18 protein-coding genes are annotated in these 16,788 nt (G+C 36.0%); all 18 read right to left on the reverse strand.

The genetic code is table 11. The features are described 5' to 3' along the window. Positions 1-2: 2 nt before the first annotated feature. The 18 genes from bpsC to nuoN all read right to left on the reverse strand — a co-directional run bounded on the left by bpsC (position 3) and on the right by nuoN (position 16,781). A complete protein-coding gene (gene bpsC, locus AC22L0_RS22380; RefSeq protein WP_048655553.1) occupies positions 3-884 on the reverse strand; it encodes a UTP--glucose-1-phosphate uridylyltransferase BpsC in 882 nt (293 codons plus the stop codon). Between the two features lie 241 nt (positions 885-1,125). Next, positions 1,126-1,893: a tyrosine-protein phosphatase gene (locus AC22L0_RS22385; RefSeq protein WP_048655554.1), complete on the reverse strand. Its 768-nt coding sequence runs from the start codon at positions 1,891-1,893 to the stop codon at positions 1,126-1,128. Positions 1,894-2,000: 107 nt separating this feature from the next. Next, positions 2,001-2,702: a CpsD/CapB family tyrosine-protein kinase gene (locus tag AC22L0_RS22390; protein ID WP_001207165.1), complete on the reverse strand. Its 702-nt coding sequence runs from the start codon at positions 2,700-2,702 to the stop codon at positions 2,001-2,003. After that, complete coding sequence (locus tag AC22L0_RS22395; protein ID WP_000393157.1) at positions 2,692-3,435, reverse strand: YveK family protein; 744 nt, start codon at positions 3,433-3,435, stop codon at positions 2,692-2,694. The genes AC22L0_RS22390 and AC22L0_RS22395 overlap by 11 nt, the downstream gene beginning before the upstream one ends. A 263-nt stretch (positions 3,436-3,698) precedes the next feature. Then, positions 3,699-4,376, reverse strand: coding sequence for a CpsD/CapB family tyrosine-protein kinase (locus tag AC22L0_RS22400; protein WP_048655555.1), 678 nt, complete (start codon positions 4,374-4,376; stop codon positions 3,699-3,701). A gap of 343 nt (positions 4,377-4,719) precedes the next feature. Continuing rightward, the gene (fabZ, locus tag AC22L0_RS22405) at positions 4,720-5,154 is read right to left on the reverse strand and encodes a 3-hydroxyacyl-ACP dehydratase FabZ (RefSeq protein ID WP_000931959.1); all 435 of its coding nucleotides are present in this window, start codon (positions 5,152-5,154) and stop codon (positions 4,720-4,722) included. A gap of 427 nt (positions 5,155-5,581) precedes the next feature. Further along, positions 5,582-6,583, reverse strand: coding sequence for a rod shape-determining protein (gene mreB / locus AC22L0_RS22410; protein ID WP_000457978.1), 1,002 nt, complete (start codon positions 6,581-6,583; stop codon positions 5,582-5,584). Between the two features lie 160 nt (positions 6,584-6,743). Continuing rightward, positions 6,744-7,016 (reverse strand): sporulation transcriptional regulator SpoIIID, encoded by a 273-nt coding sequence (gene spoIIID, locus AC22L0_RS22415; RefSeq protein ID WP_000544012.1) that lies wholly within the window; start codon positions 7,014-7,016, stop codon positions 6,744-6,746. 308 nt (positions 7,017-7,324) lie between these two features. Beyond that, entirely contained in the window at positions 7,325-7,459 is a 135-nt protein-coding gene (locus tag AC22L0_RS22420; protein ID WP_000008903.1) for a hypothetical protein, read from the reverse strand. Positions 7,460-7,600: 141 nt separating this feature from the next. Further along, complete coding sequence (gene spoIIQ, locus AC22L0_RS22425) at positions 7,601-8,506, reverse strand: stage II sporulation protein SpoIIQ (RefSeq protein WP_001214926.1); 906 nt, start codon at positions 8,504-8,506, stop codon at positions 7,601-7,603. 161 nt (positions 8,507-8,667) lie between these two features. Then, entirely contained in the window at positions 8,668-9,372 is a 705-nt protein-coding gene (locus AC22L0_RS22430; protein WP_000144442.1) for an ABC transporter permease, read from the reverse strand. Next, positions 9,372-10,214, reverse strand: a complete 843-nt coding sequence (locus tag AC22L0_RS22435) for an ABC transporter ATP-binding protein (RefSeq protein ID WP_087965184.1) — start codon at positions 10,212-10,214, stop codon at positions 9,372-9,374. The genes AC22L0_RS22430 and AC22L0_RS22435 overlap by 1 nt, the downstream gene beginning before the upstream one ends. 180 nt (positions 10,215-10,394) lie before the next feature. Beyond that, positions 10,395-11,402: a LytTR family transcriptional regulator DNA-binding domain-containing protein gene (locus tag AC22L0_RS22440; protein ID WP_087965182.1), complete on the reverse strand. Its 1,008-nt coding sequence runs from the start codon at positions 11,400-11,402 to the stop codon at positions 10,395-10,397. A gap of 99 nt (positions 11,403-11,501) precedes the next feature. Continuing rightward, on the reverse strand, positions 11,502-12,521 hold the full coding sequence (spoIID, locus tag AC22L0_RS22445) for a stage II sporulation protein D (protein WP_000672663.1): 1,020 nt from the start codon (positions 12,519-12,521) through the stop codon (positions 11,502-11,504). Positions 12,522-12,727: 206 nt separating this feature from the next. Beyond that, the gene (gene murA, locus AC22L0_RS22450; RefSeq protein WP_000411274.1) at positions 12,728-14,032 is read right to left on the reverse strand and encodes a UDP-N-acetylglucosamine 1-carboxyvinyltransferase; all 1,305 of its coding nucleotides are present in this window, start codon (positions 14,030-14,032) and stop codon (positions 12,728-12,730) included. Positions 14,033-14,071: 39 nt separating this feature from the next. Then, entirely contained in the window at positions 14,072-14,776 is a 705-nt protein-coding gene (locus AC22L0_RS22455; protein WP_000767916.1) for a YwmB family TATA-box binding protein, read from the reverse strand. A 51-nt stretch (positions 14,777-14,827) separates the two neighbouring features. Beyond that, positions 14,828-15,064 carry a DUF1146 family protein gene (locus tag AC22L0_RS22460; protein ID WP_000057889.1) on the reverse strand — a complete coding sequence of 79 codons (237 nt, stop codon included), beginning with the start codon at positions 15,062-15,064 and terminating at the stop codon, positions 14,828-14,830. Between the two features lie 202 nt (positions 15,065-15,266). Next, positions 15,267-16,781 carry an NADH-quinone oxidoreductase subunit NuoN gene (gene nuoN, locus AC22L0_RS22465; RefSeq protein WP_340637541.1) on the reverse strand — a complete coding sequence of 505 codons (1,515 nt, stop codon included), beginning with the start codon at positions 16,779-16,781 and terminating at the stop codon, positions 15,267-15,269. Positions 16,782-16,788: the final 7 nt, after the last annotated feature.

Here is a 16,788-nt window from a genome sequence, read left to right on the forward strand (position 1 = left end):
CTTTAAACATGTATATTTTCTATTTTTATAAGTTCAGTCATATACTCCAATAATTCATCTTTTAATTCTTTATGTTGTAACGCCATCTCAATTGTCGTTTTAATAAACCCAAACTTCTCCCCAACATCATAGCGAGTTCCCTCAAAATCATAAGCAAATACACGCTGAATTTCATTTAAACGTTGAATCGCATCTGTTAATTGAATTTCGCCACCTGCACCTGTCTGCTGATTCTCTAGGAACATAAAGATTTCTGGCGTTAATACGTAGCGTCCCATAATTGCCAAATTAGATGGCGCTGTTCCTTGAACTGGCTTTTCTACAAATTGACGCACTTGATAACGACGTTCATTTTGTTCAACTGGATCGATAATACCGTAACGATGTGTTTCATTTTCTGACACTGTTTGTACACCAATAACGGATGATTGTGTACCTTCATATTGATCCATTAATTGACGTAAACATGGTGTATCAGCTTGTACAATATCATCACCAAGTAATACCGCAAATGGCTCATTTCCAATAAATTTACGTGCACACCATACTGCATGCCCTAAACCTTTTGGTTCTTTCTGTCTTATGTAATGAATATTTATTTTTGAGGAAGCTTGTACTTTTTCAAGCATTTCATACTTCCCTTTTTCTAAAAGGCTTTGTTCTAATTCGAAAGAGTGATCGAAATGATCTTCAATGGCACGTTTTCCTTTTCCAGTAACAATAATAATGTCTTCAATTCCTGATTCAATCGCTTCTTCTATTATGTATTGAATTGTCGGTTTATCGACGATAGGTAGCATTTCTTTCGGCATTGCCTTCGTTGCTGGTAAAAATCTTGTCCCAAGACCAGCAGCTGGGATAATTGCTTTTCTTACTTTTTTCAATTATACTCCTCCTATAAATCTATTTATTTGCATGTAACAATAACAAAAACCCTACCTATAGAGTCATTTTTATAACTCCATAGGTAGAGTTTCCATTAGAAATAAATTATGGGCATCTAACCCATCCTCACGCCATACTCCCGACGACAAGCGTCTAAGGTAGGCATGAAATAAAATTTCTACCCACAGCACGACCGAGTGCCCCCATTGATAACGGTTAGGAGACATCACCATTCTTTATTTAAAAAATACCGAACAATTTTTTACGACGAATTTGTTCTGGATCTTCTTTGTAAATTGCCTTCCCGCTAATTAATAAGTACGGATTTTCTTTCAAATCACTCATAACATTCATTCCAAATTCTTTCTCAATTAATTCATAGCTTTCCGCTAAATGAAATCCTCTTGACGTTATGTTATGTGCATCTGAAGCAACCATATGTGTTAAGTTGTGTTCTACAAGTTGAAGTGAAAACTTTTTGATTTTTTTACCGAATTTCCCTAATAAACTACCTGCCGTTACTTGCGTCAGTGCACCTTTATTTACAAGGTTATATAACTTATCTGGCCGCTCGATTAACTCGGCATTACGTTCCGGATGAACAATAATTGGAATCATTCCCTTAACACGCAATTCATATAATAGGTGTTCCGCATAACGCGGTACGTGATTAGATGGGAATTCAATGAATATATATTTATTTGTTTCATTTAAAGTAACGATTTTACCAGCTTCATAGTCTTCTAATAAATCACCATATAATCTGATCTCTTGTCCAGGTAAAATGGTAAGTGGAATATTATGTTGTTGTAGTTCATCATTTAGTTGTTTTACGTGATGAATAATTGAGGTACGTTCATTTATATATTTGCCATTTTGATGGTGCGGCGTTGCGACAATTGTATGTATTCCTTCTGATACGGCTTGTTGTGCCATTGCTAAACTATCTGTTACTGTTTGTGCACCGTCATCGATACCATGTAAAATGTGACAATGTAAATCAATCATTCTTTCAGCCTTCCTTTCTCCTATCAGTCTTTTTTCCCTTGAATATGAGACATCTCATATTCAAGGGAAAAAAGGAGATATGGTTGAAACATATCTCATCCTTTTAATTAGTTTGCGCCATAATAATAATATAAGCCGTTTTCACGTTCACGGTCATTTAAAACAACACCTAACAATTTACCTTTTGCAGACTCCAATAACCCTTTTGCTTTTACTGCTGTTTCTTTCTCTGTTGATTCACTACGAACAACAAGAACAGAAGCATCACATACATTTGCCATGATTTGTGCATCGGTAACAGCTAAAATTGGAGGCATATCAAAAATAACTAAATCGTACATGCTGTATGCTTGTCCAAGAAGTTCTTTCATTGATTTTGAACCTAATAATTCTGCTGGATTTGGTGGGATTGGGCCACAAGCTAAAAAGTGTAGATTATCTACAGATGTCGTCTGTACACATTTTTCTAAACGTTCACTATGTGTTAGTACATTCGTAAGTCCAAAAATGTTATCTACTTGGAACATTTGATGCATTGCTGGTTTACGCATATCTGCATCAATTAATAATACTTTTTTTCCTTGTTGAGCAAACACAACTGCCATATTCGCTGTCGTTGTCGTTTTCCCTTCACTTGGGTTTGCAGACGTGACCATTAATGAATGTAAATTCGTATCAACAGCTGCAAATTCAATATTCGTTCGAATATTACGATATTGTTCTGAAATTGGTGATTTCGGTTGCTGATGAGCAATTAATTGACGACGTTGACGATGATTTTTTTTCTTTTTAAATAAATTAAGAGCCAATTGTTTGTCCCCTCACTTTCCTTGATGATGGAGCGTGTGATTTCACGTTCATTGTTTCTTCATCCATACGAGCTACAATTCCTAACACTGGTAAGCCAAGTAAGGTTTCTACATCTTCTTCTTTTTTCACCGTATTATCTAAGTATTCTAGTAAGAATGCAAGACCAACTGAAGCCATTAAACCAACAATGAAAGCAATTGCTACATTAAGCATTGGCGCTGGTTTAATCGGAGATTGATTTTCTGCAACTTCTGCTTTAGATATTACTGTTACGTTATCAACATTCATAATTTTTGCAACTTCACCTTTAAACACATCTGCAGTTGCATTCGCAATATCACGAGCTATTTTAGGATCTTTATCCTCAGCTGTTACAGCGATTACTTGTGAATCCTTTTCATTCGCAACATTAACTTTTTTCGTTAACTCTTGCGCTGTCATATTTAAATTTAATTTTTCATTCACTTGTTCTAAGATTACTGGGCTTTTAATAATAACCTTATATGTATTCGTTAATTGAATATTCGTTTGAACTTCACCAGCTTGAAACATCGATCCCTCTTGCTTCTTCTGATTAACAAGAATTTGCGTCGAAGATTGATAGATTGGTGTCATAAAGAAGAAGCTAATGATAGCACTTACTATAGCTGCACCAAATGCGATTACGAGGATCATTGCTAAACGTTTTTTTAAGATATGAAATAACTCTTTTAGACTAATTGTTTCTTCCATAAGTTCCTCCAACTTTCTAAAATTTACACATAGGAAAAATTATAACATATAAATCTTACATTTTTTATTTTTAATAATTCAGTTCTATATTTGTTCACAAGAAACAAGTATAATCTTACAAAATAATCTTAAATATGACAACACATTCCAATGATTTTCCAAATTATTTATCATATCATGTTTTTTATGCTATGTAACTTGAGAAATAAATTTCAAAATAAAAAAAAAGCCAACAAGTACTTCCTTGTTGGCTTTTTCATATTTTAGTAATAACCATACTGCTCTTTTTCTTCTCTTTTATCGTTCAAAACAACACCTAGTAGTTTTCCTGATGCTTTATCTAATATTTGTTTCGCTTTTACGATTTTATCTTTTTCTGTCTTTTCACTTCGTACAACGAGTACGATTCCATCACATTTATTCGCAAGTATTTGTGCATCTGTAACCGCAAGGACAGGTGGTGTATCAATTAATATAATATCAAACATGTTATACGCTTCTAGCAACGCCTCGTCCATTGCCCGGCTCCCTAATAGTTCTGCTGGGTTTGGCGGGATTGGACCTGCTGCCATTAAGTATACGTTCTCTATATCTGTTTTTTGAATGCATTGCACGAGTTTCGCTTGTCCTGATAATAGGTTCGTTAACCCATTTGAACTATGAATAGCAAATAAGTTTTGTATCGTCGGCTTACGCAAGTCAGCTCCAATTAATAAAACTTTCTTTCCTTGTTGTCCGAAAACAACTGCTAAGTTTGCTATTGTTGTTGTTTTCCCATCACCTGGGTCGGCTGAAGTAACAATAATAGAACGAACATGATTATCTACAGATGTAAACTCAATGTTTGTACGAATGTTACGGTATTGTTCTGTAATACGCGATTTAGGCTCTTTATGTGTAATTAATTGTCGTAATGGTTTTCTTTTCTTTCTCCCGAACATATTCATAATCTCCTTTTGTGAAATGCGACATTTCCCTTTTCTCTCTTTTATGCTCGATTTCATACGTCTAATTAATTTTTTGCTGTTTTCCCCATATTTCATCATAATCAATAACATTCTACTTTGTCTTATTTAAGTACCTTAACAATATGACAAAGCCCTTATTTCTTTATTACCTTTATCACTTATCCAGTTTTCTAGATAAACAATAAAGTAAGTATATGGTAATTACCATCTATTTACAAGATATTTTCTGATTAGTTTGTATATTATCATTTCATCGTTATATAGCAGAAACTAAAAAATCTCCTTGTCTTTTCACAAGGAGATTTTTTAGTACTATCTATTCTTTTTTATCACCAATCGCAAATGTAATTTCTGCCTCACATGCAACTTCACCATCTACTGTTGCGATTGCTTTTCCTTTTCCAATTGGGCCGCGTACGCGTGTCATTTCTACTTCTAGACGAAGCTGATCACCTGGGCGTACTTGTTTTTTGAAACGGCAATTGTCGATACCTGCAAAGAAAGCAAGTCTCCCGCGGTTTTCTTCTTTCTTTAATACTGCAACTGCTCCTACTTGCGCTAATGCTTCTACAATAAGTACACCAGGCATAACTGCATAGTCAGGGAAGTGTCCGTTAAAGAATTCTTCATTTGCGGATACATTTTTAATCCCAACCGCTCTTTTGCCTTCATCTACTTCTAATATTTTATCAACAAGTAAAAATGGATAGCGGTGAGGAATGATTTCTTTAATTTGTTCTATATTTAGCATGTAACAATCGCCCCTTTTGTAATATTGGTCTTACCACTTGGACATATTGCTATTATCCCATTTTGTTTATTGTTTGTCATTACAAAGTAACATTTTATATTTAGCACAACTTCCTAAAAAAAATGCACACACTCTATTCCATTAAAATAGTTGCACATTTTTGCAACTGACACGGAGGTGGAAAAGAGTGTATGCCCAAATTAGGGAAAGGCAATATGTATTGAAACATTATTTGCCTTAATGTCGTATTCGACTCATTATATTATAAACGTTTTCAATTAAGGAAATATTAAATTTAACCATATATATGAATATTTTACCTGTTTCCTTCATATTTCTCTATTTTCCTTCCATTTTCGCAAAAAAACAAAATAAAAAAATATAAAAACGAAAAAAGAACTAAGGCATTAGCCTTAGTTCTTTCAAATCATCTCAAAGCACGCTTTGGTAATCTGTCGATATTCTCTAACATAATACCTGTACCAACCGCAACGCAGTGCATTGGGTTTTCAGCAATTAATACTGGTACTTTTAGTTCTTCTGCTAGAAGCATGTCGATACCGTGTAGTAAAGCTCCACCGCCTGTTAGAATAACACCGCGGTCGATGATATCTGCAGATAGTTCTGGTGGTGTGCGCTCTAATACGCCTTTTGCAGCTTGTACAATAACAGCTGCATTTTCTTTTAATGCTTCTGTAATTTCTTCAGAGCATACTGTAATTGTACGTGGTAAGCCTGTTACCATGTCACGTCCGCGAATTTCAAGTTCTTCACTACGTGCACCTGGGAATACTGTACCAACTTTAATTTTAATATCTTCTGAAGTACGTTCTCCGATTAATAGCTTATACTTACGTTTAATATAGTTTAAGATCTCCATATCAAACTTATCGCCAGCCATTTTGATAGAGGAAGAGGTAACAATATCACCCATAGATAGTACAGCGATATCTGTTGTACCTCCACCAATATCAACAACCATGTTACCGCTTGGTTGGAAGATTTCCATACCAGCACCAACTGCGGCTACTTTTGGTTCTTCTTCTAAAAATACTGTTTTACCACCTGAACGTTCAGCAGCTTCACGAATTGCTTTTTGTTCTACTGATGTAATATTTGTTGGACAACAAATTAAAATACGAGGTTTTGAAAAGAAGCTCTTTACGTCCAATTTGTTAATGAAATACTTTAACATTGCTTCTGTAATTTCGAAATCTGCGATTACACCATCTTTAAGTGGACGAATTGCTACAATATTACCAGGCGTACGTCCCACCATGCTTCTCGCTTCTTCACCTACTGCTAATACTTTACCACTATTACGATCAATCGCCACAACAGATGGCTCATTTAATACAATACCCTTACCTTTAACATGAATTAATACGTTAGCCGTACCTAGGTCAATTCCGATATCTCGCGCAAACATTCCCGTTTTTTCCTCCTCGATATTCAAAATCAGGTTACACCCGAATTCTTTTCACCTAATTTCTGATTTTATCATAAATTTAACAGAAACGTAATATTCGCAAAAAGAATTCTTCTGAAAAATATTACCGAATGTGAACGGAATGTTTGCTACTGTAACATTATTGACGTACAGGCTTCTCTACATCTTCTTTTCTATACTTTTGTTTTGTTGCTTCTCCCCCTCTTAAATGACGAATAGACTTATGATAATCAAGAATTTCTTTCACTTCATTTGCGAGCTCTGGATTAATTTCTGGTAGACGTTCTGTTAAATCTTTATGGACTGTACTCTTTGATACCCCAAATTCCTTTGCAATGACACGCACTGTCTTTCTTGTCTCCACGATATACTTACCAATCTTGATAGTTCTCTCTTTGATGTAATCGTGCACACCACTCGCCTCCCTAATTTGGATGTGAGAAGGGTGAAATGAGCCTCGCTGCATACGACTAAGAAGTAAGTGTGAGTGCTGTTTGTAAGCGTTAAACATTCTTGGATTTATAATGAAATGATTCACGATTTCTCACCTCAAACACTCTCTTTGCTTTGGTTTATACCATTGTATTGCCCGCACTACTGATATATGCTACATGTTCACTATTTTTGCGGACTAAGTTAAGAAAAATTATGTTTTTTTGTGAGAAATACGTTAAAACTGACTATTATAGCGAAAAAAAATGACACCTTATATATAAGGTGTCATTCTTCTCGTTCCAATTCTTCTTCTAACAATTGATGGTGGGGAACCTCTTTCTTACCGGCAATGTAATAATATAAAGTGAATAAAACAAACAATAAAATAATAGCAGTCGACAGAACAAACAAAAATGACACAGTATCCCCTCCCTTTTGTAATATATATTCGAGAATCTCGTCATTTTTCCTTGTTATTGCAACTTTTTTCTCGAAATTGAGTATTTTTATATAAAAATAAAAAAATCAGCTCCCCTAGTGGGAACTGATTTTTTCACTTCATTATTCTTGTGAAGAAGAATCGTTAGATGATTCTGTAGAACCATTTGTTGATTTTTCTTCTTTCTTCGGTTCTTCTTTTTTGTCACTAGTTGAACCGCTTGTTGATTTCTCTTCTTTTTGAGACTTGTCTTCTGTTTTACTTTCAGGTTTCGTGCTCGTTGACTTCTCTTCTTTTTGAGATTTGTCATCAGCTTTTTTACCAGAAGCATTCGTAGCCTTTGCAGCACCTGCATCAGCTTTAATTTCTGTTACTGATTTATTTAAGTAACGTTCAGGGTTCACAGCCACATTGTCTTTACGTACTTCAAAATGAACGTGAGAACCTGCCTCTTTATTCATTGCACTTAGACCGGATGTTCCTAATACTTCACCTTGTGCAACTCTTGCACCTTTTTCTACTTTCACACTGCCTAAGCTTTGATAAGATACCGCTACACCATTTCCACTATCAACTGTTACAACATAACCAAGAAGTGAATCTTTTTCAGCTTTCGTTACTGTACCACTTAAAGCAGCAGCAACATTGAATTCTTTTCCATTCTTCGCAGCAATGTCAATTCCTTTGTTCGGGGAATATGTGTTGTTATAAAAGACAAGTGCTTTTTCTTGTTCCGCCTCAGTTGCTGCATCTTCATAGAATTTCTTCTGTACGACTACTTCCGCATTCGCGGCAGCTGGCATTTTCACTACTTCTGAAGATTTTGTTACTGGTACTGCTGGATCTTCCGATTGTGTATACGGTGTTGCTTGATCGTGGTTTGGAGTCTTCTTCGGATTAGCTCCTTGGAACCATAGCGCAACCATTAAGATTACCGCTGCACAAGCAATGTATAGTGCCGGAAACACCCATCTTTTTTGAAATAAATGTACTACCTTTTGCGACTTTTTATTATTTCTTCCTCGCATTCCATCATCACCTCAGCAATCATTTTGAACAATATTCACGTATCCTATACAACGTATAACTAATTACTTTTCGACAAAATATGTAAAAATATGTATAAGAACTGTAAAATTTCCGAGGAAATGATAGAAAAAAGAAAAAACTGAGCGTTTCGGCTCAGTTTTTAGTCTAATTGTTTCTTTTTATATACGATTAAACATACAAAGAGCGATATAATAAGCCAAACTGCAACATTTAATACATGCCCACTAATACTACTAAATCCCGCCCCACCTACTAAGCTGTTAAGTGCTTTCACAATATGAGATGTTGGAAGATATCCAATCATCGTCTTAATTACTTTATTTTCAACCATTGGCTCAAACTGTACAGCCAAATACATCGTCATTAATATCGGCATTCCAATTATTGATGTTTGTGGTACAGATGCAGCTAACAATCCAATCATTGTTCCAATCACAATAAATAGAATTGTTCCACATAAGAAAATAAATCCTAGCAATAATAGATTTCCACTGAATTGATCCAAAATGAATAAGTTCACAATACAAATGCCCAATGTCAAACATGCTGTTAATATACTTTTTCCAAGTAGAACTTCAACCGAAGATGCCGGTGATAGCATTAATACACGCAATGTATGTTTTTCTTTTTCTTCTGCAATTACCATAGATTGAACAAAGCCTGCGACAAATAGGAAGGCCGTTATAGTAGTAATGCCTAACATTTCCTTTCCCGCTCCAAATCTGCTAAACAAAAATGAAAGTATAATTGGTAAAAATGCCATTAACAACACTTGTGAATTTGTCTTAAAATCTTGTACTTCTTTTCTAAAAATAGCTGATACACGTCTCATTGAAAATGTCATTATAATCCCCTCCCAGTAACTTCAATAAAAATATCGCCTAAAGTTGGTTCGTGTGAATGAATGGATAGTAATTCTCCTTTGTTCATCCATTCTGAAATACGTTTTGCACCTAATTCATCTTTATGTACCGTTTCTTTCTTCTTATCCTTTAACACGACTTGTATTTGATCTTTCGCGTATTGTAAGCGAAGGTTCTCCGGTGTATCAAGTGCTACAATCTCTCCGCCACACAGGAAGGCAATGCGGTTACAAAGCGTTTCTGCTTCGTCCATGTTGTGAGTCGTTAAGAAAATCGTCGTTCCTTCTTTATTTAAGTCTTTTAAGATTTTATGAATGTTTTGTACGTTTACTGGATCAAGTGCAGATGTTGGTTCGTCTAAGAAGAGGATATCTGGTTTATGAAGGATTGCTCTTGCTAGTGTGACGCGTTGCTTCATTCCCTTTGATAATTTTTTTACTGGTGTTTTTTTATCATCTAATAAATTCACTTGTGCTAGTACTTCATCGATTCGTTCTTTTTTGCAATCATATAAGTCACAAAATAATAGTAAGTTATCATAAATGCTAAGTCTTTCATATAAGCCGCTGTTATCTGTTAAAATACCAATTCGTTTGTAATCGATGCTACTTGGTCCTGTAATATCTTTCCCTAATACTCTTACCGTTCCAACACTATGAAGCAATTGAGAAGTTAAAATTTTTACTGTTGTCGTCTTACCAGATCCACTCGGTCCAAGGAATCCGAATATCTCTCCTTGCTTCACCTCAATATTTACATTTCGAAGTGCCGTTTTTTCGTTGAAACTTTTCATTACATCTTTCATTTCAATTGCCAATGTCATTTCTTCATCCCCTTTGTTTTTCTTCTTTATAGATGAAAGTCGCTTTAGCGCTTTTCGTTCGTTTGTTTCGCTTTTCTTGACTCAATCATATGAAAAACAAAGGGTAGGCGCATTAAAATACCGGTAAAAGGAGTATTTTTACCGGTGAATGAATCGCATGTTGAGCTTATTGGAGCACTTTTATAGTCCAATAACACCTTTTAATTCATCCATTCGTCCTTTTGAAAGCGGGATTGAACTTTTTCTTTCGTCGTCTAAAATTAAGCTAAAACTGTTACGAGTCCAAGTAATCACTTCTCGCACTCTTTGTAAATTCACAAGGTACGAGCGATGACATCTAAAGAAACCAAAACCTGTTAACCTTGCTTCTAGTTCACCTAATGTTAAAGCACATACGAAATCTCCTTCACGAACGTGAATATGTGTTACTCCGTTTTGTGTTTCAATGAAATGGATTTCCATCGGATCAAGTAAAATGATTTTATCGTTCACTTTCGCAGGTATTCTTTCTAACTTCATTTGCGGAATTATTTGAACGACCTTCTCTTCATCGACTTCTTCCACTTCCTCTTGTTCAATTTCTACTTTTTTCACACCATCGTTGTTTAATATGTATACATCCTCTGTTAACGAAAGGGCATCCGATAGGAAAGATGACGTAATAAAAATTGCCTTTCCTTGTTCTTTCATTTTCATAATTGCTTTTCGAATAATAACCGTACTCTCTATATCTACATTTTGCTCCGGTTCTTCCAAAATGATTAAATCCGGATTATGAATCATCACTCGCCCAATATGAAGACGACGCTTCTCTGAAAATGATAGTTTTTCTATTTTAACGTTTAGCTTATCTAGGAGACCAACAGACTGCACAACTTCTTCTATACTTATCTTTGATTCATAAAGCCCTATTAAAAACTTAAAGTATTCCTTCACCTTCAAACGATCATATGCTTCATCCTTCAAAAAACAAAAGCCTATGCGGGAATAATTTTTCTTTCCAATTGCTTCCCCTTCAAACAGTACGTTGCCAGTTGAAGCTTCTTCTTGACCAATAATAATGCGGTGTAACACTTTAGCTGTATGATTATTGCATTGCAAAACAATACATTGCCCTTTTTCAACCTTTAGCTCCATTTCCGGTAACTGGTTCGCCTTCCCTAACTGTTTCAACTCTAGTAACGCCATTTCATTTCCCCCAAATGCCTTTTTATCCTATTATATCAAACAGTTAATGGAAAATTATGATATTTTAAACAAAAAAAATAGGTGCCAGAGTTCTGACACCTATTTCTTCACCATCAGTTTTCCTTCATAATCATTCATCGTCTTTATTTCAACGCCTTTATAGTAATGAGCGACGATATCTGTATATTTCTTTCCTTCCGCTGCCATGCCGTTCGCCCCGTATTGACTCATACCAACGCCGTGACCGAACCCTTTCGTCGTAACGATGATTTTATCTCCTTGTTGTTTCCACGTGAAATCAGAAGAACGTAAATCTAACTTTTCACGAACTTCTTTTCCTGTTAATGTTTTTCCTTGAAAAGCTACATCCTTTACGCGCTTTCCTTCCGTAAGGTCTTTAATATTTCCAACCTTCCCGTCTGCTAGCACTTTCACACCGAGACGTTTTTGAAAATCAGCTACTGTAAATGTTTGCTCGCTCGTAAACTTTGGAGAGGCTTGATCCCACGGACTATCTACACTTTTCAAGTACGGATAATCATTTCCCCAATAGTCAGCTGCATTTTCTGTTCGGCCATTACTCGTTGAAAAGAAGGATGCTGAAATTGGTTTTCCATCATACGTTAAAACTTGTCCTGCTGTTTTCGAAACGGCTTCTTCGATTTTCTTCAAATTATTTTCGTAGTTATTGCCCCATTGCTTCTTCAATTCATCTTTGCTTTTGTACACTTGATCTTTCACCGTATCTGTCACGTCCGCATTATTTTTCTTTCCTCCGCTTAGCATACGTTGTACTACAAATGTTCTCGCTGCTAATGCCTGCGCCTTTAGTGCCTCTATTTCAAAACTGGCATTCATCTCAGAAGCTACTACACCTGTCACATACTCCTCCACTGGTAATGTTTCTACCTTCTTCTGTTTTTCGCGATATACAGCAACTTGAACAGCTGTATCTACTTTTCCTGGAGCTGGTATGCTTTCTATCGCTGGAGGAGTTTTAGAGGCCGTTTCTTCCCCTACTTTTGCTTTCGCAAATGGAATAACAAGGGCTGCAGGTACAATGATAACGAGCGCTATTAAGAGCGCTACTGTAATAAAAAGTGGCTTTGAAAATTTCATCCTATTTTCCCCCAATATAAAAGCTTTACTCCATTCATTCTTATGGAACAACTCTTTCTTTTAGAACATACTTAAGGGGAAGAGTATAAAACAGAAATTTTCTAAATATTTTTACTGGTACGTGCATAAGTATAGAATTTATTGACTATAACAGTAATAACCCAAAAAAATAGCCCCTATGTCAAAAGACATAGAGACTATTTCAATTAAGCGTGAAGATCAGAAACTTCTTGTTCTTTCACTTCTTCTACTTTTTCGTTTACACGTTCAATAGTTGCACCTAATGCAGCTAATTTCTTATGGAAGTTTACATAGCCACGGTCAAGATGTTTTAACTCAGTTACACGAGTATAACCTTCTGATACTAAACCAGCTAAGATTAATGCAGCTGCAGCACGTAAGTCAGTTGCTGCTACTTCAGCACCTTGTAAGCTGTTTGGACCGTTCATAATAACAGAACGACCTTCAATTTTAATATCAGCATTCATACGACGGAATTCTTCAACGTGCATAAAGCGGTTTTCGAATACCGTTTCTGTAATCATGCTTGTTCCATCAGCTTGTAGTAATAATGCCATCATTTGTGATTGCATGTCTGTTGGGAAACCTGGGTGAGGCATAGTTTTAATATCAACCGCTTTTAACTTATCTGGGCCGATAACACGTACACCTTCGTTTTCCTCAATAATTTTAACACCCATTTCTTCCATTTTCGCTGTAATTGAGCGTAAATGTTCAGGTACAGCATTTTCAATTAAGATGTCTCCACCAGTAATTGCTGCTGCAACCATGAATGTTCCCGCTTCAATACGGTCAGGAATAATAGAGTGGTTTGCACCATATAATTTATCAACGCCTTCGATACGAATCGTTCCAGTTCCAGCTCCGCGTACTTTCGCTCCCATCGCATTTAAGAAGTTAGCTAAGTCAACGATTTCTGGTTCTTTCGCTGCGTTTTCAAGAATTGTTGTCCCTTTTGCTAATGTAGCTGCAGACATAATGTTTTCTGTCGCGCCTACGCTTGGGAAGTCTAAGTAGATTTTAGCTCCTTTTAGTTCTCCCTCAACATATGCCTCAACAAAACCGTTACCAACCTGTACTTTTGCTCCCATTGCTTCGAAGCCTTTTAAATGTTGGTCAATTGGACGTGAACCAATTGCACATCCACCAGGAAGTGCAATACGAGCACGACCGTTACGTGCTAATAATGGTCCCATTACTTGAACAGATGCACGCATTTTACGTACATATTCAAATGGTGCTTCAATGTTTAGTTCTTTAGAAGAATCGATTGTTACTTGATTATTTTCAAATACGACTTCAGCATTTAAATGACGTAATACCTCATTAATTGTGTATACATCAGACAAAACTGGTACTTCAGATAGTACATTCTTTCCATCACTCGCTAATAGGGCTGCAGCGATTATAGGTAATACAGCATTTTTTGCGCCCTCAACACGCACTGTGCCGTTTAACCGCTTTCCGCCACGGACGATGATCTTTTCCAAATTATTCCCCTCCGTGTCCTTTTTTCAGTATCTATTCACTCAATACTCAGAAGTTATGATCGGTGTGCCAACCACAATTGTATCTTTGTTGTCTGTAGAACGTATTGCTATTTGCACATTTATTTTCTCTCTATTTGTTGAAAGAGCGTCATCCCACTTTTTATTGTATGCGGAGACTGACACAAATGCTCTTTCTTCTACTTGTTCGATCGCTCTTGCTGAAAGATCTTTCAAAACCTGATTGGTTTTATTTTGCAAAACACCTTCAATCTTATCATTCAGTACACCTTGAACACAAGTGTAAATTATAGGTTTTTCACTAAAAATTTTATTCATGTTTTGAACATACTTCGGGTCCCATTTCGCCCCACTTACTTCAAAGATAATGAAAGTGTTTTCTTTAGTATTTTCTTTACTCCAAGTTACTACTACTCGTTCTTCATAAGAAGAAAGCTTTTTATAGGATGTAGCTTTATATCCATCTGGAGATTGCTCTACTTCCCACTTTTGAATATTTGCCTTTTCCTTCACATCGTTTAACAACTTTTGAAACGTATGTATGTTAGAAATTGTTTTTGTTTCTCTCGCTAACCATGACCATTTTTCTACTTTAGCATCATTTTTCTCTAAAGCCTTGATCATGCTCTCCATTTTCTGTTCATCGCTTATCGGTTTCATCTCTCTATATCCAACCAAAAATAAAACAACACTAAGTGCAACAATAAGAATGGCTTTAAGCTTCAATTTCATCCCCTCCTATCCCCATTGTTAACGGAGATTTGAGGTTCTATACACTTACTTTACTAAATACGTTAAACTCTTCGAATAGCCTAAATAATCAAGGAAAAAGTTACTTACAGATGTCCCAATTGCAATTGTAATTAAGATGAGTAATACTCGCGTCTGCAGCACTTTTCCGGACTTCATTAAACGCTCAATGTGAATGCCTTGTAAGGCCCACCACGTAATGGTAATAAACAATAAATGCGAAACAATGGCAATCAGTGCTTGTTGCCCTAAAAGTTGTGCCAAAAAATCGACCCCTTTTTACTCAGCTACTACTTATGAAAGAATATAAAAACGATACCATAATAAGTAGGAGCTACACTTTTTCAAATGCACATAGACATCTTACATTTTACATCGTGATTTTCTTTCCAAAAACGTATATCTACATTACAAGTTAACACAAAATAAAAAGCGCAGAGTACTGACTCCACACCTTTTATTTTCACTATTGTACCACGTTCCCTAAGAAGAAGAAATCTTTCATTAATGGAAAATATTCATAAAAGAAATTGTACCCAATCATCGGCATAATCCCTAGTATTACAATCGAAATTGCACAAAGACTCATAACAACCTTTATATTTAACGGTAACCGTATCCTCTCTTCTGTCTCTCCTGTGCGGAAAAACATTTGTTGTAAAATACGGAAATAATATACGAATGAAACGACTGTCGTACCCATCATAATCGAAGCTAGTACGTAATGTGCTGGCTCTACATGAAGCGCGCCTAAAAAGATGTTAATCTTTCCAATGAAGCCAGCCGTTCCTGGTATCCCAGCCAGCGATAAAATAAAGATTGTCATCATAATCGCTGCAAATGGTGACCTTTTATATAAACCTGTGAAAATCGTTATATTTTCCTCATCATTTTGTAAGATTAAGCCGTGGATGATAGCAAATGCACCTATATTCATAAGCATGTATGCCAGCATATAAAACCACATGCTATCCATCGTAAATGGTGATAATGCGACAAGTGGAACGAGTAAATACCCTGCATGAGCAATGCCCGAATAAGCAAATAAACGCTTTATATTGTATTGTTTTAACGCGACTACATTCCCAACAATCATCGTAATACTTGCTAGCACCGCAATATATATACTCATATGCCCATATAAAGATTGCATATCTCCTTGTATTAATACACTTGCAAAAACCATAAGGAACAAACGAATAATGAGTAGGAAACCAGCAATTTTAGAAATCGTTCCAAGAAAAGCAGTAACAGGTGTAGCCGCTCCTTCATACACATCAGGTGCCCACATATGAAACGGCACTGTGGCAATTTTAAATGAGAGACCAACTAGCAATAAAAGAAATGCGAGAGCTAACAATAACTGAATACCACTAGCGAGTTCCCCAGTGAGTACCTTTTGCATATCTACAATGTTAGTTGAACCTGTAATACCGTATAAATAACTCATTCCAAAGAGCGTAATCGCCGTTCCAATTCCTCCGCTAATGACGTATTTCATTGCCGCTTCATTTGATGCACGGCTCTTTTTTCGTATTCCTACTAAAATATAGGAAGAAAGTGAAAGTAACTCCAAACCAACGAAAAAGGTAATGAAATCAACACTAGAAGCCATGAACATCGCACCAAGAAGTGCCATTAAAAATAAGTAATAATATTCACCCTTATCTTCAATTGGATTCTTCTTATCATCGCTCATTGCGGTGCATAAAATGAGAGCTGAGGCACCTAATAGCAACGTTTTAAACCCTTTTGAAAATCCATCTAACACAAACGATCCATTTAAAATATCTCCTGCCGGTTCGCTATATAGCGTAATTAATGACACGATTGCTAATACGATAGCAGCAATCGCACCAAGAGCTACATATCTATGGTTCAGCTTAAAAAACAAATCACATATGGAAAGGAGGATGGCGGCGCCGAGAATAATAAATTCTGGCACCATTAGATACCACGATAAGCTAAGTAACGTATTCATATCCATC

Source organism: Bacillus sp. LQ01, assembly GCF_057624735.1.